Origin of the sequence: Lachnoclostridium sp. An181, from assembly GCF_002160325.1 — a bacterium.
Taxonomy (GTDB): domain Bacteria; phylum Bacillota; class Clostridia; order Lachnospirales; family Lachnospiraceae; genus An181.
On record NZ_NFKJ01000003.1, the window covers coordinates 208,430 to 230,001 of the forward strand.

At 44.9% G+C, this 21,572-nt stretch carries 18 protein-coding genes; 2 read left to right on the forward strand and 16 right to left on the reverse strand.

Going from position 1 to position 21,572, the window contains the following annotated elements; genetic code table 11:
- Positions 1-43: 43 nt before the first annotated feature.
- The 3 genes from B5F18_RS03485 to B5F18_RS03495 form a co-directional block, all read right to left on the reverse strand.
- Entirely contained in the window at positions 44-3,382 is a 3,339-nt protein-coding gene (locus tag B5F18_RS03485) for an SbcC/MukB-like Walker B domain-containing protein (RefSeq protein WP_087156267.1), read from the reverse strand.
- The gene (locus B5F18_RS03490) at positions 3,345-4,586 is read right to left on the reverse strand and encodes a metallophosphoesterase family protein (RefSeq protein WP_087156268.1); all 1,242 of its coding nucleotides are present in this window, start codon (positions 4,584-4,586) and stop codon (positions 3,345-3,347) included. Before B5F18_RS03490 ends, B5F18_RS03485 begins: the two co-directional genes overlap by 38 nt.
- An 87-nt stretch (positions 4,587-4,673) precedes the next feature.
- Positions 4,674-5,192, reverse strand: coding sequence for a transcription repressor NadR (locus B5F18_RS03495; RefSeq protein WP_087156269.1), 519 nt, complete (start codon positions 5,190-5,192; stop codon positions 4,674-4,676).
- Positions 5,193-5,359: 167 nt separating this feature from the next.
- Between B5F18_RS03495 and B5F18_RS03500 the strand changes: the two genes are divergently transcribed.
- Positions 5,360-5,806 (forward strand): GatB/YqeY domain-containing protein, encoded by a 447-nt coding sequence (locus B5F18_RS03500; protein WP_087156270.1) that lies wholly within the window; start codon positions 5,360-5,362, stop codon positions 5,804-5,806.
- Positions 5,807-5,866: 60 nt separating this feature from the next.
- On the opposite strand, the gene B5F18_RS03505 is transcribed toward B5F18_RS03500, so the two are convergent.
- The 3 genes from B5F18_RS03505 to pth are packed head-to-tail and all read right to left on the reverse strand — an operon-like array spanning position 5,867 to position 10,929.
- Positions 5,867-6,949: a peptidyl-prolyl cis-trans isomerase gene (locus tag B5F18_RS03505; protein WP_087156271.1), complete on the reverse strand. Its 1,083-nt coding sequence runs from the start codon at positions 6,947-6,949 to the stop codon at positions 5,867-5,869.
- 47 nt (positions 6,950-6,996) lie between these two features.
- Positions 6,997-10,341: a transcription-repair coupling factor gene (gene mfd / locus B5F18_RS03510; protein WP_087156272.1), complete on the reverse strand. Its 3,345-nt coding sequence runs from the start codon at positions 10,339-10,341 to the stop codon at positions 6,997-6,999.
- A gap of 3 nt (positions 10,342-10,344) precedes the next feature.
- Positions 10,345-10,929, reverse strand: coding sequence for an aminoacyl-tRNA hydrolase (pth, locus tag B5F18_RS03515; RefSeq protein WP_087156273.1), 585 nt, complete (start codon positions 10,927-10,929; stop codon positions 10,345-10,347).
- A 167-nt stretch (positions 10,930-11,096) separates the two neighbouring features.
- Between pth and B5F18_RS03520 the strand changes: the two genes are divergently transcribed.
- Positions 11,097-11,534, forward strand: a complete 438-nt coding sequence (locus B5F18_RS03520) for an FMN-binding protein (RefSeq protein ID WP_087156274.1) — start codon at positions 11,097-11,099, stop codon at positions 11,532-11,534.
- 74 nt (positions 11,535-11,608) lie between these two features.
- Here the strand turns inward: B5F18_RS03520 and B5F18_RS03525 are convergent, their stop codons facing one another.
- The 10 genes from B5F18_RS03525 to B5F18_RS03570 form a co-directional block, all read right to left on the reverse strand.
- Positions 11,609-11,872: a glyoxalase gene (locus tag B5F18_RS03525; protein WP_087156275.1), complete on the reverse strand. Its 264-nt coding sequence runs from the start codon at positions 11,870-11,872 to the stop codon at positions 11,609-11,611.
- 26 nt (positions 11,873-11,898) lie between these two features.
- Positions 11,899-12,558, reverse strand: coding sequence for an HAD family hydrolase (locus B5F18_RS03530; RefSeq protein WP_087156276.1), 660 nt, complete (start codon positions 12,556-12,558; stop codon positions 11,899-11,901).
- 143 nt (positions 12,559-12,701) lie between these two features.
- Positions 12,702-13,478, reverse strand: a complete 777-nt coding sequence (gene sigG, locus B5F18_RS03535; protein WP_087156277.1) for an RNA polymerase sporulation sigma factor SigG — start codon at positions 13,476-13,478, stop codon at positions 12,702-12,704.
- A 124-nt stretch (positions 13,479-13,602) separates the two neighbouring features.
- Positions 13,603-14,952 (reverse strand): LCP family protein, encoded by a 1,350-nt coding sequence (locus B5F18_RS03540; protein WP_087156278.1) that lies wholly within the window; start codon positions 14,950-14,952, stop codon positions 13,603-13,605.
- Positions 14,953-14,985: 33 nt separating this feature from the next.
- Complete coding sequence (locus B5F18_RS03545) at positions 14,986-16,593, reverse strand: MBL fold metallo-hydrolase RNA specificity domain-containing protein (RefSeq protein WP_087156279.1); 1,608 nt, start codon at positions 16,591-16,593, stop codon at positions 14,986-14,988.
- An 88-nt stretch (positions 16,594-16,681) separates the two neighbouring features.
- On the reverse strand, positions 16,682-17,422 hold the full coding sequence (gene sigE, locus B5F18_RS03550; RefSeq protein ID WP_087156280.1) for an RNA polymerase sporulation sigma factor SigE: 741 nt from the start codon (positions 17,420-17,422) through the stop codon (positions 16,682-16,684).
- Positions 17,423-17,433: 11 nt separating this feature from the next.
- Positions 17,434-18,213 (reverse strand): sigma-E processing peptidase SpoIIGA, encoded by a 780-nt coding sequence (locus tag B5F18_RS03555; protein WP_087156281.1) that lies wholly within the window; start codon positions 18,211-18,213, stop codon positions 17,434-17,436.
- A gap of 159 nt (positions 18,214-18,372) precedes the next feature.
- The gene (ftsZ, locus tag B5F18_RS03560) at positions 18,373-19,566 is read right to left on the reverse strand and encodes a cell division protein FtsZ (RefSeq protein ID WP_087156282.1); all 1,194 of its coding nucleotides are present in this window, start codon (positions 19,564-19,566) and stop codon (positions 18,373-18,375) included.
- A 124-nt stretch (positions 19,567-19,690) separates the two neighbouring features.
- Positions 19,691-20,446 carry a cell division protein FtsQ/DivIB gene (locus B5F18_RS03565; protein WP_087156283.1) on the reverse strand — a complete coding sequence of 252 codons (756 nt, stop codon included), beginning with the start codon at positions 20,444-20,446 and terminating at the stop codon, positions 19,691-19,693.
- A gap of 30 nt (positions 20,447-20,476) precedes the next feature.
- The gene (locus B5F18_RS03570; protein WP_087156284.1) at positions 20,477-21,562 is read right to left on the reverse strand and encodes an FtsW/RodA/SpoVE family cell cycle protein; all 1,086 of its coding nucleotides are present in this window, start codon (positions 21,560-21,562) and stop codon (positions 20,477-20,479) included.
- Positions 21,563-21,572 lie beyond the last annotated feature (10 nt).

Below are 21,572 nucleotides of genomic sequence, written 5' to 3' on the forward strand. Positions count from 1 at the left end.
CCCTAGTATCTGTAAACGCAAGAAAATTATTCCTGTCTGCATATTAAAGAATTTCCATTTTTATTTTGCTTCCGCCCTCCCCAGCCCTTGCCGGACTCAAGATCAGTCTGGAGTCCACACGTTCCTTGATTTCCTCCACATGGGTGATAAGGCCGACTGCCATCCGCTCCCCATGGATATGTTCCAGACTTTGCATCACCACATCCAGACTTTCTTTGTCAAGGGTTCCAAAGCCTTCATCCAGAAAGAAAAGTTCAAGCGGAGCCTTTCCTTTCATCTGTATCCTGGCGGACAAGGACAGGGCGAGCGCCAGAGATGCCATAAATGTCTCCCCGCCGGAAAGCGTCTGGGCAGATCTTAAAATGCCCCCATTTTTGTAATCACGGATGAGGAAAATTCCCTCCTCGTCCGTCTCCATCCCGTAGGCTCCATTGGACATTTCCTTCAGCCTTTCGTCCGCATCCATGGCAATGTAATCCAGATGGTATTTTGCCGCATAATTCACAAACTGTTTTCCCTTCAAAATTTGGTACAATTCATTCACAAGCGCAACCTTGTGCTCCAGTTCCTTCTTTTTGTTCAAAAGTTCCTTATAACGCTCATACTGCCTGCACATACGCTCCTTTTCTGCCCTCATTTTCCCAAGTTCTCTTTGCATGATCTCAATGGACTCTGCCCGTTTTTTCGCACTTTCTGCCAGCTGCCGTATTTGTTCTTTTTCCACAGTCTCCCCGTTTAACTGCGTCCGGCACTCCAAAACCTTAGCATTTTCCCTGGTCCACGCATCCGTGTACTCCTGGACCGTCTTTTCCAGGGACAGGATCACCTCTTCCTCCAGCTCCCACACTCTTACATCCTCTATATCGGAAAACGGGCTTTCCTCCATCTTTGCAAGAAGTCTCTCCTCTGCCTCATTTAGAAGAAGTTTGGCATCCTGTGCCCGTCTTTGTTCATTCTTTCTTTTCTGTTCCCACTCTTCTTTTTCCTCTTGTGCATTTTTTAGATTTCCACAAAGAGACTGGTAGGTGTCTTCCATCTGTTTCTTTTGCTGTCCTGCCTGCTCGAGCTCCTCCTTTGGATTTTCCACCCCTTTTTCCTCTTTCCTTTGGATATCGGCTTTTAAAATCCGCCCCTCTTCTTCCAACCTAGCAAGTAGAAGCAAAAACTTCTGCCGGCTCTGTGAAAACTCTTGACATTCTCTTTCCAGAAGTTCTTCTTTTTCCCGAAGTGCATGAATGCATCCTCTGATTGTCTCTATTCTTTTTTCTCTCTCCTTCTCATCTTCCCATGCCTGTTCAAAATCCAAAATCCCTGTCTTCCTTTTCCATCCTTCCAGTTTTTCCTTCTGTCTGTCCAATTGTTCGCTTAGTGTATGCATACTTTTTTGACAGGTCTCCATTTTGATCATCCACCGTCCAAGTTCCCTGTCTGTTTCCTGCTGCAGCATTGCAAAAGAGTCAGCCTTCTCCTGCATTTCTTTCTCTTTGTCTTTTGTCCACGTTTCCTCTTCCCATGGCTTTTTCGTCATTCTTTCTGTCTGCTCCAGATATTTTTGTTCTTTTTCTCTTAAAAGATTCTGACTGGAGACCATTTTTTCTTCTTTCTGTACACAGACACTTTTGCACACCAAAAGCTCCCCGGCAAGTCTGCGCTCCTCTTCTTCCAGACGGGTCTTCTCCTGGCGGAAACCGCCTAAATGTATCTGCTCCACAGTTTTTTTAAGTTTTCCAGGATGATGAACACTTCCGCAAACAGGGCAGGGCATTCCTTCCTTTAACTCCCCGGCAAGTATGGCCGCAAGTCCTTCCCTGTATTTTTCCTCATACACTTTTTGGGCATGCTCCTTCTTTTCCTTTGTCTCCTCCATTACCTTTTCTTTTTCCTGAAAATCCCTCATACTCATCTCATACTCGGCTTTTAACTGTTCATAGTCTGTCCTCTCTTTTTGTATATCCATCCAGACCATTGTCATCTTTATCTTTTCCAGGCTGCTTTCGCACTCTCTTTTTTTCTCCTCCCAGTCTTCCAAAAGCAGTATCTCGTTTTCTTTTTTCAGACGTTTGATCTCGCTTTCAATCCTTTTACAATCTTTCTGGCAAAAATATCCTTCTTCCAGAAAATTTCTCTGCACCTGTTTTTCCTGATACTGACGCTCCTTCTGCTCTTCTTTCCTCCGCTCTATTTTCAGTGTCTCAAGCTCCTTTTGCTTTTCCTCCTGCGCACTCTTCTTTTCTGAAAGTTTTTTCCCAATATCCGCTTTTTCCTGTTTCAGTATTTCCATACGCGCACACGATGTTTCATACTGTTTCCATTCATTGACTGCGTTCTCCAATCGCTCTATCCACACTGCAAGTTTTGGCATCTTCTCCTTGTAAATCCCGGAAAATATCTCCCACTGTTGTCGAAGGCTCTCGCTTTTTTTCTCGGCTGTCCTATAATTTTTTTCAGTTTCTTCCCATTCCTTCAGACAGGTCTGCTCTTTTTTCTTCCTTTCGTTTTTCTCAGCCTCCAGTTCCAATAATAAGGCAGCCTTCTTTGCATATTCTGCCTTTTTTGCTGCTGCCTCCATCTCTTCCCTTTTCCGTGCAAGCTGGTCCACTTTTTCTTTTGCCATCTGCAAAGCGTCCTGCACTTCCAAAAGTTTCTCAAGCCTTCGGATTTTCCTCTCCTCACCCTTTGCTGTCCCCTTCTCCGATTCCAGCTCCTTTTGAAGGTATTCTTCCTCTTTTTTCAGCGTTTCGATGGCCTCCTTTGACACATCCCCCTGTGCATCCATGTATCCGGCCAGTGTCTGATACTCATCTTTCAGGCAAAGCCACCTTGCATTTACCTTTGCACTGAGTTCATCCCCGTACTTTTCCAGATGAAACAGACGCTCCAGCATCCGGCTTCGCGCCACGCCCTCCAACTTTAAAAAGTCAAAAAACCTTCCCTGAGGCAAAATCACAGTTCGGAAAAAGTCCTCTCTGGAAAGACCGATGATTTCATAACAAATCTGATTGACTTCCTTTGCCCGCTCCGCAAGCACATCCTCTTTGCCGTCCTTGAAAAAGATTAGTTTTGCACTGGATGTGCGCACATTTCCGTTCTTTTTATCTCTTCTAAAACTTCTGGAAACTTGGTAACGTTTTACTCCTCCTTCCCGTATAAGAAAGGTAAACTCCACAGATGCCTGTTCCATATTCACATTGATAAAATTACGGCTCTCCCTTGCCACTTCTCCGTAGAGTGCCAGTGTGATTCCGTCGAGAATGCTGCTCTTTCCGCTTCCTGTCGGACCAAAGATTCCAAATACCCCCTGTCTTGTGAGCGCCTCAAAATCAATCACCTGCAGTTTCTCAAAACTATTGATTCCTTTCAGCGTCAATTTCACCGGTTTCATCTTCCTTATCCTCCTCGAGCATTTCCTCAAATAATTGTCTCATCTCCTCATCGGGTTTTGTCCCCCGACGCATCTCATAGTATTCTTCAAACAATGTCCGCATATCTTTTTCCTCGTGCCAAAACTCCCTTCGCTTTTTTTTCTCTTCTTCAAACAAAGGGATGATCTCCAGAATGTCTTCTTTGATACTTTTCAGCTCCTTTAATTGGTCCTCTCTAAGACAAGTATCTGTATGGATCCTAAGATAACTCCAGCACGGGCGCCCTTTATTTTCCCTGCACTTCAAAAGCGCCTCCTCATAATTTTTACACTCCCAAAATTCAATAGGTTTCGGATTTTTCAAATAGATTTCCTCCACCTTTGCGTCCTCTCCCGGATGAATTTCCACAAGAAGACATTGCTTTGCCATGTTTCTTTCGTCCCTGTGATAAGGGAGGATTGAGCCGCTGTAACGAATCTTTCCTCTGGTCCCCGGCACTTTCTGAGGCTTGTGGACATGTCCAAGAGCTGTGTACCCGGCCTTATCCGGGAAAATGGACGCAGGCAGGAGATAACTGTCCCCAAGTTTGAGCCCCCTCTCGCTGCCGTCTCCCCTTGCACCCATTGTGTAAATATGGCTGACAAACAGGTTGGCACAATCCTCCTTGAAATATGCATTACATTTTTCAAACAACGCCTTCATTTTTTCTGTGTAGGAGTCCGCCTTTTTTTCCTCCTCCATCTCTTCTTTGTACAGAACTTCATTCAAACGTTTTTCACTTGGGTAGGGCAGGCAGACGACCACTGAGCGCTCCCCGTTCTTTTCGAATGTAAATGCGCCTTCTCCCAGAAAGTTGACCTCAAACTCTCCGTATTTTCCCGAGGGCAGCCTTAAGCCCGGCGTTCCGAGTATCAAAATTCCCTGTTCTTTTGCCAGAGGTGCGCACGCCTCAAGCCGCACAGGATTGTCGTGATTACCGGCAATGCACACCACAAGTGTGCGCCCCATCCTGCTCATTCTCTTCCACGTACTGTAGCACAATTTTTGTGCCTGGGCGCTTGGATTTCCGTTGTCAAAAATATCGCCCGCAATACAGACGATGTCCGGTTTCTCCTTGTCCACGATGTTTACCATCTGCTCCAGCACAATCCTTTGCTCCTCGATTCTGTTTCTTCCCTCCAGCATCTTCCCCAGATGCCAGTCTGCTGTGTGCAATAGTTTCATTGTCTCCTCCTCTTCCTGTCAAAGAAGAGATGCCGCAAAATTCATCTCCTGACTTCACACTCCTTTGTCTTCTATGTGAATCGGCTCCTAAATTCTGCGGCATCCTCTCAAATACCCTTTTTCTTTCAATTCGTTTTCTATCAAATCCAAAATTTCCTCGCTTTTTGCCTCCACTGTGTGGCAGTGCATCCCTGAAGTCAGATTTTTCAAAGGACTGGATTTTCCATTCCTGATGTCCAAAAGAAACATCTTTACATCCCTTCTGGAGCTCACGTGCAAGTCTGCCTGCAAAAATCCATACACCTCATGCGTGACACTGACATCCTTGACAACACCGCCCAAATCCACGATAGCATTCAGCTCTTCTTCAATCTCCTCGTCCGAGTGCTCCACTTCAAAAATCCGAACAGCAATTTCCTGTTCTTTTATCATATACCCTTTTGTTGTGGCAATGATCTCCTTTTTTGCTGCCCTCAAAAGTGCAATGTCCTGTACAATGACCTGCCTGCTCACCTTGTACTTTTTTGCCAGCGCGCTGCCCGATATAGGCAATTGCGCGCTCTCTATATCCACGAGAATCCCTCTCCTTCTTTCTTCTCCTGTCATATGTTTCTTTCCTTTCCTGCCTCTGCTCTGTCAGCATCCTGCTTTTAATAGTGTACTATAAAATCTTATTTGTTTCAATTTCAGCGTCCAAAATTTCGCTCTGGAATTTTGTGTATAACTTTTGTATAATAAAGTACAATAGTATTATTTTTTAAGGAGGCGCCAATATGAGCAAAATAGATGAAGTAAGACAGGCCATGGTGGATGCCATGAAAGCCGGAGACAAGGACACCAAAGAATCTCTCTCCCTTCTTCTTTCCGCTTTGAAAAACAAAGCGATCGACAAACGTGAAGATTTAACAGAGGAGGAAGAAATTCAGGTTGTATTAAAAGAGATCAAGCAGACAAAAGAAACGATGGACACCACCCCTGCTGAACGTACTGACATTATCGGGGAGTGCAAATTGAGGCTCTCCGTGCTGGAGCGTTTTGCTCCAAAACTCATGGACGAAACAGAAATCAAGGCCGTCATCGAGGAAACGCTTAAGGAGCTTGATATTTTGTCCCCTACAGGCAAGGATAAGGGTAACATCATGAAACATCTGATGCCAAAGGTCAAAGGAAAAGCGGATGGCAAGCTTGTAAACCAGCTGCTTGGCACTTATTTCCAATAATAACGCTTTCTATACAAAAATGAAGGGCCAAAACCGATTTGATTTTGGCCCTTCGTCTCTTTATTGAGCAGTATCCGTACCTTCTGTAGTGCTGTTCTCCGTTGTCCCTTCCTGGTTGGTCGTGTCTTCCTGTTTCACTGTCACACCCTGTTTTTCAAAATCTACTTTTTTCCATGCACCTTTGTCCACAGAAATATCTGCATCTTTTTTCCATCCATCTGTGACTTCTGTGTACTTGTCGGACTTTCTCTGATTTACAATAGACTCTTTCTCTGTATCCGTAGCTTCTCTGTCAAGAAGGCTGGTCACCTTTGCCACATAGTATCCGTTTGCGGATTCCACCACTCCTGTCACTTCCCCTTCTTTGAGGGCATCTGCTGCCTTGACAAGCTCTGAATTCGGTGTTGTAGACTCTGCGTCAAATGTCTGTGTCTTAGCTTCATATCCTGCACCGGATGCGTAAGATGCAAAGTCTCCCGCTGTCTTTGCATTTGCAGCAAAGGATTGGGCAGTCTCTTTTAACTTTGTCTTTTCCTCGTCTGACAAAGTCTTGGTGGAGCCGTCCTCATTTGTCGTTGAGAAAGCAAATTCCACGTACTGCATACTCTTTTGAGCAGCCTCCTCATCCGTGACATTTGTGTCCACATCTTTTGTGATAGCATCGTACATTTTCTGACGAATAGTCAGAAGTTCCAAAAATTCCTCCACTGTAGCTGTATCCTGAGCGGAAACCGCTTCTTTTCCCGCCTGTGTATTGTTCTCTTCAAATGCTTTGGCAGTCTCTTCTATCTTTTTCGTCTCCTCATCTGTGAGGGAGACATTGTATTCTTTTGCATGCTCTTTTAAAAGATACATCATCTGAAGATCCTCAATGACGCTGTCTTTTACACTGTCCTCATAAGTCTTGCCTTCGGAGAGTTCCTGTGACCACATATCCTCCCCAAGCATACTTCCATAGGATGTCTCCATCTGAGCCTGCTGGTATCTGGCATAAAAATTCGCCACACCAAGACTGACCTCTTCTCCATTTACTTTCATTACCACATCATCCGCAGGCACTGCCCCGCCGCATGCAGTCATACTTCCCACAGCAAGAGATGCCGCCACTGTCAGCACGGCTGCCTTTCTTTTTAACCCTTTCATGCTACATCCTCCTTGGTACTTTCTAACTATTCCAGTATACCTTTTTTTTACTTCTCAATCAATCCTTTTATGTCATTTAACACCTTTTTCACAGTTTCCAAAATGTCCTCATCCTTCTCCCTTTTGTTCCTTCCCTTTTTCTCATAGAGAAAGTATGGAGGCGCATCCGCCTTAAACTGCAGGGCCCCCTTATACTGTTCCAAAAGAAGAGGAATCCGCACAGCCTCTACTTTTGCTTTTTCGTACATCGTGAATTTAAAACTGTCCCCTTTTTGCTCCACAGCCGTGACATATACGTTGTGGGCCAGTGCTTTGAGCGCCGCAATCTTCAAAAGCTGATGAACTTTTCTAGGAATATCGCCGAAACGGTCGATGAGCTCTTCGAGCATGTCGTCCATCTCCTCCTCACTCTCAATACTGGCGATCCGTTTGTACACATCCAGTTTTTGATACTCATTCGGGATATAGGAGGATGGAATGTAAGCATCAATATTCAAATCCACCGTGGAGGCATAGTCCTCTTCCTCATCAGTCTCACCTTTCAGGTGTTTAACTGCCTCGTTTAACATTTTACAGTACAGATCGTACCCAACTGCTTCCATATGCCCATGCTGCTGTGCGCCGAGAAGATTTCCTGCTCCCCTGATCTCCAAATCCCTCATGGCAATCTTGAAACCGGATCCAAGGTCCGTGAACTCCCGGATCGCCGACAGACGTTTTTCTGCCACTTCCTTTAAAAGCTTATCTCTCCGGTACAAGAGAAATGCATAAGCCATACGGTTCGATCGTCCTACACGCCCCCTTAGCTGATAGAGCTGGGAAAGCCCAAGTCTGTCGGCATCATGGATGATCATGGTGTTGGCATTGGAGATATCAAGCCCGGTCTCAATAATGGTCGTGGAAACCAGCACATCGATCTCTCTGTTTATAAACGCGAGCATGATTTTTTCCAGCTGGTGTTCCCTCATCTGCCCGTGAGCATACGCCACAACTGCGTCCGGAACCAGTTTTTGGATTCTTGCTGCCACCTCCTCAATATCCTCCACCCTGTTGTAGACATAGTAGACCTGTCCGCCTCTTGCAACCTCACGGTCGATCGCTTCCCTTACCATCTCATCATTATACTCCATGACATAGGTCTGAATGGGCATTCTGTCCATCGGTGCTTCCTCTAACACACTCATGTCGCGGATTCCAATGAGGCTCATATGGAGCGTTCTTGGGATTGGCGTCGCAGTCAATGTGATGACATCCACATTTTCCTTCAGTTTTTTAATCTTTTCCTTGTGCTGCACGCCAAATCTCTGCTCCTCGTCTATGATCAGAAGTCCCAGATCTTTAAACTGCAGATCATCGCTGAGCACACGGTGCGTTCCGATAACGATGTCAACAAGCCCTTTCTTTGTATCCTCCACAGTCTTTCTTTGCTGAGCCGCAGTCCGGAATCTGCACATCAGATCCACCCGGACCGGAAAATCTTTCATTCTCTGGACAAATGTATTGTAATGTTGCTGGGCCAGGATTGTCGTGGGCACAAGATAGACAACCTGCTTGCTCTCCTGTACAGCCTTAAACGCAGCTCTTATGGCAACTTCTGTCTTTCCGAATCCCACGTCCCCGCACACAAGACGATCCATGATCTTCTCGCTCTCCATGTCACTTTTTACAGACTCTATCGCATGCAGCTGATCCTCTGTCTCCTCAAACGGAAACATCTCCTCAAACTCCCTCTGCCAGACAGTATCCGGTCCGTACTGATATCCGTGGTGCTCCTGCCTCGCAGCGTAGAGCTCTACCAAATCTTTTGCAATTTCCCGAACAGCTGTGCGAACCCGCTTTTTCGTCTTAGCCCATTCTTGGCCGCCAAGTCTGTTCAGTTTTGGCTTTTTTGCGTCCGCGCTTGCATATTTCTGAATCAGATCCAGCTGTGTGGCAAGAATGTAGAGGTTTCCTCCCCCCGCGTAGGAGATTTTCATGTAGTCCTTCGTGACTTTATCTACCTCGATCTTTTCAATGCCCTGATAAATGCCAAGTCCATGATGTTCGTGCACCACATAATCTCCGACTTTTAACTCAGTAAAGCTTTGGATTTTCTTCCCTTCGTAGGTTTTTCGGCGTTTCTTTTTTTTCACTTTTCCGAAAATGTCAGTCTCGGAGATGACTGTAAATTTCAGCATCGGATATTCATACCCGGTCGCAACATGCCCATAGGCAACCATTATCTCTCCTGGCTTTACTTCCCTGTCCATGTCCTCCGAATAAAAACTGCTCAGATTGTAATCTCTTAAATCCTCTGCAAGTCTTTTTGCCCTTGTCCTGGATCCGGACAACAGCACAACCCTGTTTTTGTTTCTTTTTAATTTTTTTAAATCCTGCGTCAGAATATCAAAACTGCTGTTGTAAGGATTCATGCTTTTTGCCTGGATACTGAACACATTTTTCACGTGGAAATCCCTGCATTTTGTCTCCAATGTGGTAAAACAGACCCCTGCATATCCCTGCATCTGCATGATAATGTCCTTTGTATGAAAAAGTATGGCCTCTGCATCTGTCACTTCGTACCCACTCTCCATACGGTTGGCCTGCGCAGTTAAAAATTCTTCCTCCACAGCCTCCCCGTTTTCTAAAAGTCTGGCAGGTTCATCCAGAAAAAGCAGGCTTTTTTCCTTCTCAAAATAATTAAGAAACGATACCCTTTCTGTATCCTCTTTTGCAAACTCCCAGGCCGGATACACAGTGAAGGTTTCCAGATTTTCTATGGAGCGCTGGCTCTCAAGATCAAAACTTCGGACAGAGTCCACCTCATCCCCCCACATTTCAATGCGCACCGGTGCATTTTCAGTGAGCGGAAAAATGTCAATGATCCCTCCCCTGACCGCAAACTGCCCGATACCTTCCACCTGCGCTTCCCTGTCATAGCCAAGAGAGGAAAGCATCTGTATTAATTTTTCAAACTCAAACACATCCCCCGGCTGTATTGTAAACACCTTTTTTCGGATTTCCTCCAGAGGAAGAAGAGCATCCAAAAGTCCGTCAAAACTTGTGACAACAGCAATACTGTCCTCCTCCAAAAGAGCGCGTATGACTTCCATTCTCTCTTTTACCAGCTCTTTGCTGCGAATATCTGCCTGATAGAACAGAAAATCTTTTGCAGGATAAAACCAGGTGTTTGTATCCAAAAACCTGTATTCTTCAAAGGTCTGCTTTGCCTTTGTCTCAGACGGACAGACGATGAGTTTCTTTTTTCTTTCATCCCCGAGCGCATACATCATGTGTGTTTTCTGGGAATTGACACAGCCCGCAGCCTGTACAAACGCACTTCCTCTTTTCAATTCTTCCTTCATCTGTTGGAATTCAGCCAGTTCTTTCAGCGGACTGATTAAAGCCTGCATGCCCTACGACTCCTTTCCCATTGCTTTTTTATTGAACTCGTTCATCGCGCCGTCAATGTCTCCTGACACGATCTTCTCAACCGCGGACACTGCTCTTTCATATCCTTCCTCCATGCGCTCACGCTCTGTCTTGGAAAAACGCCCCAGCACATAAGCAGCAAGATCGTATCCCTTTGGTTTTTCTCCCACGCCGATTTTGATTCTCGGAAATACCTGTGTCTGCAGCTGGGCAATGATATTCTTTACTCCATTATGCCCTCCGGCACTGCCTTTTTTACGGATTCTCAGCTGTCCTACATCAAGACTAATGTCATCATAAATGACGATCAGCTCATCCCACGGCTCAATTTTATAGTATTCCACTGCGCTTCGGATACTTTCACCACTTAAATTCATATACGTCTGCGGTTTTATCAGCATTACTTTCTGCCCCGCGATCATCCCTTTCCCGCAGTACGCACGGTGCTTTTTCTCTGTCACATCGATTCCGTATTTCTCTGCAATTTTATCTATGACATCAAAACCGACATTATGTCTCGTTTTTTCATATTCCTTTGTTGGATTTCCAAGTCCTGCTATAATAAACATATTTTCACCTCAATTTCTTTTTTCATTCTACTAAAGCTCTTCCATTTTGTCACGCATCGATTTTGAAAGGCTTCACCTTTCCTTCTTCATACCATGAATATATTTCCAGTTCCCATCATAAACTATATAAACAAACAGTGATATTATTTAAATTCAGGAGGCCTTTTATGAGTTCTAAAACGAAAATCGTCGTTCTTCATATGAAAGAAATCATCTATACTGTTCTTTTTGTTGTGCTTGGGATCCTCTTAATCCTGCTTCTCGTATTTATGTTTTCTCCAAAAGACCAGAAAACTTCATCCACTCCATCCAAATATCAGCCCGGCGTGTACACGTCCACCGTCACTCTCAACAATACAGAGTTTGAAATAGAGGTCTCTGTGGACAGTTCCCACATCAATTCCATCCGATGCTCCAACCTGGATGACACTGTGGCCACCATGTATCCTCTCTTCCAGCCAACGGTAGAGCAAATTGCCGAACAGGTCATAAAGAGCCAGTCTGTGGAAAATATCGCATATTCGGAAGAAAACACCTATACCTCTCAAGTCATCATGGATGCCATCGAAGACGCCCTTTCAAAGGCAGAGTCAAAAAAACAATAGAAAGTCCCATTTAAGACTTCCTATTGTCATGAATAGAGGGTACCGCGCACGCGGTACCCTTGCTGTCATCCACTTTAACCTTCTACTATCAGGTATTTTCCACTTGGGAGGGCAAACACTTCCGATGCCTCCTCAAATTCCTCCAAAGACATGTGTTCCACATCAGCTCCGCTCTCCTCAAAATACTCTTTTACTTCTTTGAGCGAATCCACAACCACTGCCATACAATCTTCCAAAAATGCCTCCGCTTCTTCCGGTGTATCCGCCACCGGTTGGTCAAACAACTGTGATTGGTTTTTTAAAAATGTACTAAGACACTCTTCATCATATTCATACATTTTCACAACCCTCCTTCATTCCTTTTTTACTTTTCTTCCATATACATTAAAATATCCTCCGGCTTATCTGCCAGATACTTTGCGCCTGCCTCGACAAGCGTCTCTCTCTCCCGGAATCCCCAGGTCACGCCAATGGTCTTTACCCCGGCCGCAATCCCTGTTTTGATATCCACTTCCGAATCCCCTATGTACAGACAGTTCTTTGGGGAAACAAGGAGCTGCTCTGCAGCTAAATAAATCCCAGCAGGGTCCGGTTTCCTTGGTCTTCCCTCGCATTGTCCCAAAACGAGGTCAAAACATCCTTCCTCAAAAAAGGAATGTACAACGTCCACCGCCTGATCATGCGGTTTGTTTGACAGGACCGCAGTCCTGACACCACGCTTTTTTAATTCTTCTAAAAGCTTTAAAATCCCCTCGTACGGCCTGACATGATAAGTACAGTTCTCTCCAAACACTTCACCATAAATTTTCATTGCTCCATCAAACAGTTTCAGATCTACGTCTCCGGATGCCCGCAGTGCCTTCTCTACAAGCACCTTTGCCCCGTTTCCCACGAATTGTCTGCACTGCTCCCTCGAAATCTTTGGCAAGTTCAGAGAAGACAACATTAAATTCACCGAGTATACCAACGAATCCAGTGTATCCGTCAGTGTTCCATCCAAATCAAAAATACAGGCCTGATACATGCTTTTTCCTCCCCCTTATTTTCTTCTTCACTATAATAGTATGAACCCCTTAAAATTTCAACCCATATTTTTACATCCATCATATGTGCCGCATTCCGGCAATCGGACAGCCCTCCTGCAAAAATGCGGCTTTTGCTCTAATTTCAACTCAGATACTGTTTCATCTTTGCCAGTGCATGTTTCTCAAGTCTACTGACCTGTGCCTGCGAAATCTTGATTTCCTCCGCCACTTCCATCTGAGTCTTTCCCTGGAAGAACCTAAGCTCAATGATATATTTTTCCCTCTCCCCAAGCCGTTTCATGGCAGCCTCAAGCTCCAGATCTTCCACCCAGTTTTCTTCTTTGTTTGTCTTGTCGCTTATCTGATCCATGACGTACAGAGCATCCCCGCCGTCATTGTACACCGGCTCATAAAGACTCACCGGTGTCTGGATCGCATCCAGGGCAAATACGATGTCTTCTTTGGCAATCCCGATCTCATCAGCAATCTCCTGCACTGTAGGTTCTTTTAAATGCTCCCGCACGTACCCCTCTTTTGCATAGATTGCCTTGTAAGCCGTATCTCTTAAAGAACGGCTTACACGGATAGAATTGTTGTCCCTCATATACCGCTTGATCTCCCCGATGATCATCGGAACCGCATAGGTTGAAAATTTCACCATCATATCCGGATTAAAGTTGTTGATCGCCTTAATAAGACCCACACATCCGATTTGAAACAGATCATCCGCATTTTCATTGGAATTGGAAAACCGCTTGATCACACTTAAGACAAGCCTTAGATTTCCCTTAATGTACTCCTCCTTTGCCTTTTCATCCCCTGCCTTGATCCTCGCAATCAGCTCCTCTTTTTCTTTGTCGTTCAGCAGCGGCAGCTTGGATGTATTCACTCCGCATATCTCCACTTTATTCAAAGCCATTTCAAAATTCCTCCTCGCATCTTCTAGTACCATTTTTTGCATCCTGGCTTTTGAATATTCAACGGAGTGTAAAATATAAAAATTAATGGACCTTGACAATTCTTCAAGGTCCATGCGTTTTCTGTTATTCTATTTTTTCTCCTGCCTCAATCCGGTTCATCGCATCTTTGATATTGGCAACCGAAGTCTCATCCGGAACTGTAACATACAAAGGTCCGCCAGAGTAGGAATAGCAGTATGCCTTCTTTCCAGTTCCCTCCGCTGCGAGCGAATGCACCTTCCAGCCACCAAGACCTGTAAGCTGGGCTCTCGCAAGCTCCTGTATCTGACTTGTCGCCATATTGGTGTCTGTATACTCGCCGGCCTTGTCGAGAAGCTGGGGCAGTTTTAAAAGTATGATCGGAGATGCAGCCTTATCGATCAAAGCCTCGATAATCTTCTGCTGATTCTTTCCCCTCTGGTTGTCTCCATCCGCCAGACTATGACGCTCTCTTGCAAAGGCAAGTGCCTGCTTGCCGTCAAAATGATTGATGCCCTCTTTTACTTCCACAATACATCCGGACTCCGGCCCGGTCGTAAACGCAAGATCAGATTTTACATCAATTCCCCCTAAAATATCCACCATCTCTATCAGCGAAGTGAAATTAACTCTGACATAAAAAGGAATCTCCACTTCATAAAGCTGTTCCAACGTTGCCACAGAGCTGGCCACACCGTAGGTTCCCGCATGCGTCAGTTTATCTTTATAACCATTGCTCACGCCTGGAATCTCCACATAATAATCTCTCGGCGTGGTTGTCAAGAGCACTTCCTTCGTGTTCGGATTTACGGTTGCAATAATATTTACGTCACTCCTGCTCTCCGCTGTGATCTCACCGTACACATCGATTCCGCTGATATAAACACTGAATGGCTCCTTGCTCACGTCAATATTCCCTGAATCCTTAGAGATCGTTTCTCCCTTACTGCTGATCTTGCCCAGCATCTGTCTGACATCAAACATATAATAGCAGCCCAGCACCAAGGCAATGGAAAGCAACATACCCAAACATTTCCCTGCAAATGGTTTTGCCTTTCTTCCATTCTGCATCTTCAAAAAAAGATAGAGAAGAAGGACAAGAACCGCTACAATGATGCCCAAGTACAGCCATGGAATCATCCCCAGATACAGCGCAAATCCGATGAACGCGATGGAGGTACAGGCCTGAATAAGGGCCGTAGTCTTTCCCCGCTGCTTTCTCTTCTTTTTTCTTCCTGCCTTGGGCTCTCTGTAGTGTTTTCTGTCCCTTTCATATCGGCCGTCCAAATCCTCCGGTCTTCGCACACGCCTGACCGGCTCCTCGCAGTATATGTCCCCGAAATCCTCGTCGTAGACGTTCCTTCTGGCATACTGCTCCCTTCGTTCCATCTGACGTTTCTTGCGTTTTTTCAATTCCTCGTATTCTTTTCGTTCCTTTCGGCTCATACCCGCCATGCAATTTCTCCTTTGTAAGTTTTTATGCCAAATTTATCTGTCCCACTTATCGGCCAGGTTCTGGATCTGCGATTCCAGCTTTGCCAGATCTTTATTCGCAATCCCCTCGTTTTTGAGAACCACGTTCTGTAGTCTCCTGGCAGCAGCCACCACACGCTCAAACGCAGTGCGCGCTCTCTGCGTGGACGGTTTCTCCAGTGATTTCTTCGGAATCCTCACTCCCTGACTCAAAATCTCATTTTCCGCAAGGTCTACGCACCCGCCGGAAAACGGGGCAAATGCGGGGATTCCGAATATATCCTCCACTTCCCTTGCAAATTCTTCCGTGACAGTATCCTCCCCGTGCACTACAAACACATGCTCTGGTCTTTTCTCAAACGCCTGAAGCCATTCCAGCAGTCCTTTTTTGTCAGCATGCCCGCTGATTCCCTTTAAAGACTCTATCCTTGCCAGCACCTCAATGTTCTCCCCGAACAGTTTCACGCTCGAGACCCCTTCAAGGAGTCTTCTTCCAAGCGTTCCCGCTGCCTGATATCCGACAAAGAGCACCGTACACTCCGGCCTCCACAGATTATGTTTCAAATGATGCCTGATGCGTCCTGCCTCACACATACCGGACGCTGAAATGATGACTTTTGGCTTTTCATCCAGATTGATCATCTTTGACTCATCACTTGTGATCGTAGTCTTGAGCCCCGGAAAGACAAGTGGATTGATGCCCTGTTCCACAAGGGCGAGAGCCTCGCTGTCAAAACAACTCTTCATATTTTTGGTAAACATGGTAGTGGCCTCTATTGCAAGCGGACTGTCCACATACACCTCAAATCCTTCATACCGGGGCAGAAGTTTCTTCTCCTTTATCTCACGGATAAAATATAAAAGCTCCTGTGTCCTTCCGACTGCAAACGACGGGATGACAAGATTTCCGCCCTTGTCAAATGTTTCCTCTAAAATTCTAGTAAACTCTCCAATATAGTCCGGCCGCTCATCCCCGTGCAGCCGGTTTCCGTATGTAGACTCGATCACCACATAATCTGCATCCCTCACCGGAGAAGGATCCTTGATGATCGGCTGGTTTTTATTTCCCACGTCCCCGGAAAAAACAATTTTTTTGTTTACGCCATTTTCACAAATCCATACTTCAATACTTGCAGACCCAAGAAGGTGTCCGATATCCGAAAACCTCACCTGGATTCCATCATACAAATCAATTTTTTGATTATACCCGCATGGGACAAATAAGTCAATAGCCCCCAGCGCATCCTGCATTGTATACAATGGCTCGTAGAATGCCTCCCCTGAACGCCTGGCTTTTCTGTTTCTCCATTCCGCCTCAAATTCCTGGATATGTGCACTGTCCCGCAACATGATACTGCACAGATCAGAGGTGGCAAATGTGGAGACAATCTGACCTGAAAATCCATTCCTGTACATCAGAGGGATCAATCCTGAATGATCAATATGCGCATGAGTCAGCAAAATGCAGTCCACTTCCTTTGGCGCTACAGGTAATTTCTGATTCTCATAAAGATCCGGCCCTTGCTCCATTCCGCAGTCGATCAGAATATGCTTTCCGTTCGCCTCCAAAAGATGGCAACTGCCTGTTACTTCATGAGCGGCTCCAATAAAAGTAAGTTTCATAACGCCAGCCTCCTTTTTGTTTTATTGTAACACTCCTGCCCTGGTTTTAGTATATGTTGCGGGATTTTTTTATAAACTTAATACAAATTTAAACATATCTGCTCATCTCTTTTTTCAGCCTGATCATGATCTTCTTTTCAAGCCTCGAAATATAAGACTGGGAGATTCCTAGAAGTTCCGCTACCTCTTTCTGCGTTTTTTCCTTATCATCCACAGAATCCAGTCCAAATCGCATAGTCACGATCATTCTCTCCCTGTTTGAGAGGGAGGCAATGGCTTTGCTCAAAATCTTTCGCTCCACCTCAGACTCCAGATCTTTGGAAATCGTATCCTCCTCTGTGCCGAGGATATCAGAGAGCAGCAGCTCATTTCCATCCCAGTCCACATTTAACGGCTCATTGATGGACACTTCCATCTTCGTCTTGCTTGTTCTGCGAAGATACATCAAAATCTCATTCTCAATACACCTGGATGCATAGGTGGCTAGCTTGATATTTTTATCTGGTTTGAACGTGTTGATAGCTTTGATCAGCCCTATGGTCCCGATGGAGATCAAATCTTCCACCCCAACGCCTGTGTTGTCAAATTTTTTTGCAATGTAGACGACCAGCCTTAGATTATGTTCGATCAACAACTTTCTTGACTCCTCCGCACTTTCCGTTGCAAGTCCGTTTATGACCCTCGCCTCCTCCTCTGTTTCCAGCGGTGCCGGCAGCACTTCTGAGCCGCCTATGTAGTGTATATCTTTCTTTTCCGGAAAAAACAATGTCTTCAAATCCGGATATACTTTAAATTTAAACTGATGTGGTACAGCTACTTTCAAAACCATTCTATTCCCTCCTATAATGCCGCAGGGTTGATAATCATTTCATACTTCCCTGTAAGTGTAATTTCTTCATTTCCAATTGCCAGATACGGCGTTTCAAGCCAGCAGTCCGATTCTCTGTGAAGACAAATCCTGTCAATACGAATCACTGGCATGAAATCCTCCTTCTTCCCGATAGAGTGATAACACACATATTGAAGGTTTTTCACCTTTTCTTTTTCAAACGCCCTCAAAAATACGCTCTTATCAATCACATGGACCGGTTTGCCGCCGGACGGCTCCCTTAAATGGTTTCCTGTATCGATCACTGCTCTTACATGACATTTCTTTCCATTCCAATACAGTGTAGCCTTGCAGTAATATTCGTTGATTCTGTACAATTTTTTTATCCATTCAAAAATCTTCCAGATCACCTCATAGCTGACTGCTGCCAAGAGGACAAAAAGTCCGGCTATCCTTGTATACGGCTGGAAGATTTCAAGTATTCCCCCCATCAAAAAACTTCCCGTATACAAAAGCACAAAGGACTCAAAAAAAGATTTTATACTCTTTATATGAAGTCCCACCAACAACATTGCGGTATTTGCTACCATATGATATAAGAACAATTTTATGTACGGATGGACCTGCAGGAGAAACACCAAACACATGAGTGCCGCTCCCAAAACTGCTCCAAGAAAAATTCTCCAGTGTGTGGCAGAACACCGGAGCACTTTTTTTATAATTCCTAGCAGAAAATAATCCATCATAAAATTTATCAGGAAGAGGACATCGATGTATACTTCATAATACATGCTCTGCCTTCTTTCTCTTTTGATACTAAATCGATTTGGTACTCAAGCAAAATTTATTATAGGGAAATGGGTTTCAAAAATTTGTCAGATAGTAGATGATAGACATGCTTTTCTTTCGACAAAAATGGAGGGCATCTGCCCTCCATAATAATGCTGTATTTATTTTCTAAAGAAATCCGGAATCTTGATAGACTGTTCTTTCACTCTTCCTGCCGGTGCTGCGGATGAAGAGGAAGTGTTTCTGTATGCAGGAGCGGAATTCTGCGTTCTTCTTCCTGCCAAGTCTTCCATAGAACGGGTTGTCGTCTGCTGGGACTGAAAACCGCGCATATTATTTTCTGGAAGAACGGAAGATTTTCCTGTTCCCTCCAGTCTGGATTTCAATTTTGAGGCTGTTCCCTCTACATTATGTAATCCTGTGGCAATAACAGTGATCGTTGCCTCATCCGGCCTGGAATCATCGTACATTGCACCAAAGATAATATTGGCATCCTCGCCTGCCAAATCCTGCACAAACTCAGCTGCATCGCTCGCATCCATAAGAGTAATGTCACCGGATATATTGATGATGACATGGGATGCGCCCGCAATTGTTGTCTCGAGAAGCGGACTGGAAACTGCTGCTCTGACAGCGTCAAGCGCTTTGTCATCTCCCTTTCCGTATCCGATTCCAATGTGAGCGATTCCCTTGTCGATCATGACTGTCTGGATATCCGCAAAATCAAGGTTGATCAGAGAAGGCACATTGATCAGGTCTGTAATTCCCTGAATACCCTGCTGCAATACCTCGTCCGCTTTTTTCAAAGCCTCCGGCATAGTTGTTCTTCTGTCCACAATCTCCAGAAGTTTATCGTTTGGAATTACAATCAGTGTATCTACGTTTTCTTTAAGTTTTTCAATTCCACCAAGTGCGTTCTGCATACGTGTCTTGGATTCAAAACGGAACGGTTTTGTCACAACGCCTACAGTCAAAGCTCCCTGCTCTTTTGCGATCTTTGCAACAACAGGAGTCGCTCCGGTACCTGTTCCGCCTCCCATACCGCATGTGACAAATACCATATCCGCACCTTTTAATGCAGATGCAATCTCTTCTGCGCTCTCTTCCGCCGCTTTTTCTCCAACCTCAGGTTTTGCCCCCGCTCCAAGGCCCTTTGTAAGCTTGTCCCCAATCTGCATCAGAGTCGGTGCTTTACACAACTGCAATGCCTGTTTATCTGTATTGATCGCGATGAACTCTACTCCCGCGATCTGCTCGTCAATCATTCTGTTCACAGCGTTGTTTCCGCCGCCGCCTACGCCGATTACAATAATTTTTGCTGCTGCCTCTGATTCGTTTGTTTTAATTTCTAACAAGAGTTTTTCCTCCTTTGTTTCCCTGTTTATCGTATACTTCCCTCTGGGATGTCAATAGGTTTTCTGCCATATAGTAATATAATATCGGATTTTTTCTAAATAATCAATAGAATTTTTCCTAATTCTACTGCCCATTTTCCGGAATTTCTCCCTTTTTAAAACTGATTTTTGTGCTTTCATCAGAAAAGTATTCCAGATGCAACGTCCCCTCCTGGCCGCTTAGTTTTTCCAGTATAGGAGATATCTGAAGAATTTTGTTTTCCAGGTTCCCTATCCCTAAATTCACATACACTCTTCCAAACACCATTGTGAGTCCATTGTCATTCGATACAATGCGGTCCGGTGCCAATTCTTCATCTTTTGCATACCTTAGAGCATCCAAAATTATGTCTTTTGCCCGCTCATCTTTTGCCCGGATCGTCTCATATAATATTGGCTCTTCCATCTCAAGTCCTTCCACAACCGGAATCGCCTGCCTGGAAACCGTATCCTTTTTCACGACCACACCTTGGCCGTCAATATAATTATACCCATCTTTACTCACAAAACAGCCCACCATCTCTTTTTCTTTGACTGTCACCTTGAGGGTCCATGGATTTTTCATGCTCACCTTTACTTCTTCCATAAATCCCAAAGGCTCTTTGTATCCCAGTTTATTCTGCATAAGCACGTAGAGAGAATTTGACGTAAAATTTCCGTCCTGCATCCATTTTACGATCTCTGTTTTGGAGGCGTATTCTGTTCCCTTGATTTCTATTTTCTGAATGTGGAAAAGTACAATGAATCCCATCACAAAAATCGCAATCCCAAGAATGATGACCGTCAGCGCATAGAGCCGCTGTGCCCTCTTTTCTTTTGTCCTTCTTTTTATTTTCTCCATGTGTACCTCCTTTTCTTTCTATGGTAGTGTCTATTCTATCAGACCCGACACACTTAGCACAAGCCCCATTTCCGCCAAAAGGAATACTACCGAAGTCCCGCCGTAGCTGATAAAGGGGAGTGTGATCCCGGTATTGGGAATGGAATTTGTCACCACAGCAATGTTCAATATGACCTGGATCATTATATGCGCCATCGCTCCCGTGGCGATCAGTGCGCCGAAAAGATCCTTCGCATGTGTGGCGATCACAAAAAAACGCCATATCAGGATAAGAAACAGGACAATGATGAACGCAGCCCCCACAAGCCCAAGTTCCTCACAGATGATGGAAAAGATCATATCATTCTGCGCCTCAGGAACAAACCCTAATTTCTGTACGCTCTTTCCAAGCCCTCTCCCAAACAGACCTCCTGAGCCAATGGCATAAAGCCCCTGCAGTGTCTGATACCCTTTTTCGTACGCCTCCGGATTTCTCCATATAGCCAGTCTTTCAAGCCGGTAGCTCTCAAGTCCAAGGAAGATCGCCATAAAACCAATGCCTAAGCTGCCCATCCAGATAAACTGAGCATATTTAGGACTTGCAACAAATACAAGTACAACTGCAATACCGAGGATGATGATCGCGGTACTTAAGTTGTTGGTCCCCACCAGCGCCACAATGGGCAGAATGGTCAGCATCACTTTCAGCAGCATCCCCATCTTTCCCATTTTTTTCACATGTTTTGATACAAATGATGCCAGAAATAAAATGACTGCAAGTTTTGCATACTCAGAGGGCTGAAAAGAGAATGGCCCAAAAGAAAGCCATCTTTTAGAGCCATTGTATTCATCCCCGATAAAAAGCACTGCGGTTGACAGCCCAAGTGCCGCCAGATATCCCCACACTGCAAATTTTTGAAAAATATGGTAATCCATCTTTGCCGTAAAAAACATTCCCGCAATGCCCAGCGCTGTGGCAAATGCCTGCTTTTTCAGATAGTAAAAAGAATCATGGAATTTGACTTCTCCGTTATATGCGCTTGTACTGTACAAGATCAAAAGCCCGATTCCGACCAATATAAACACAATACAGATAAGACCATAATCCCATTGTCTCTTTTTATTTGGACGCGGCACATACTCAACC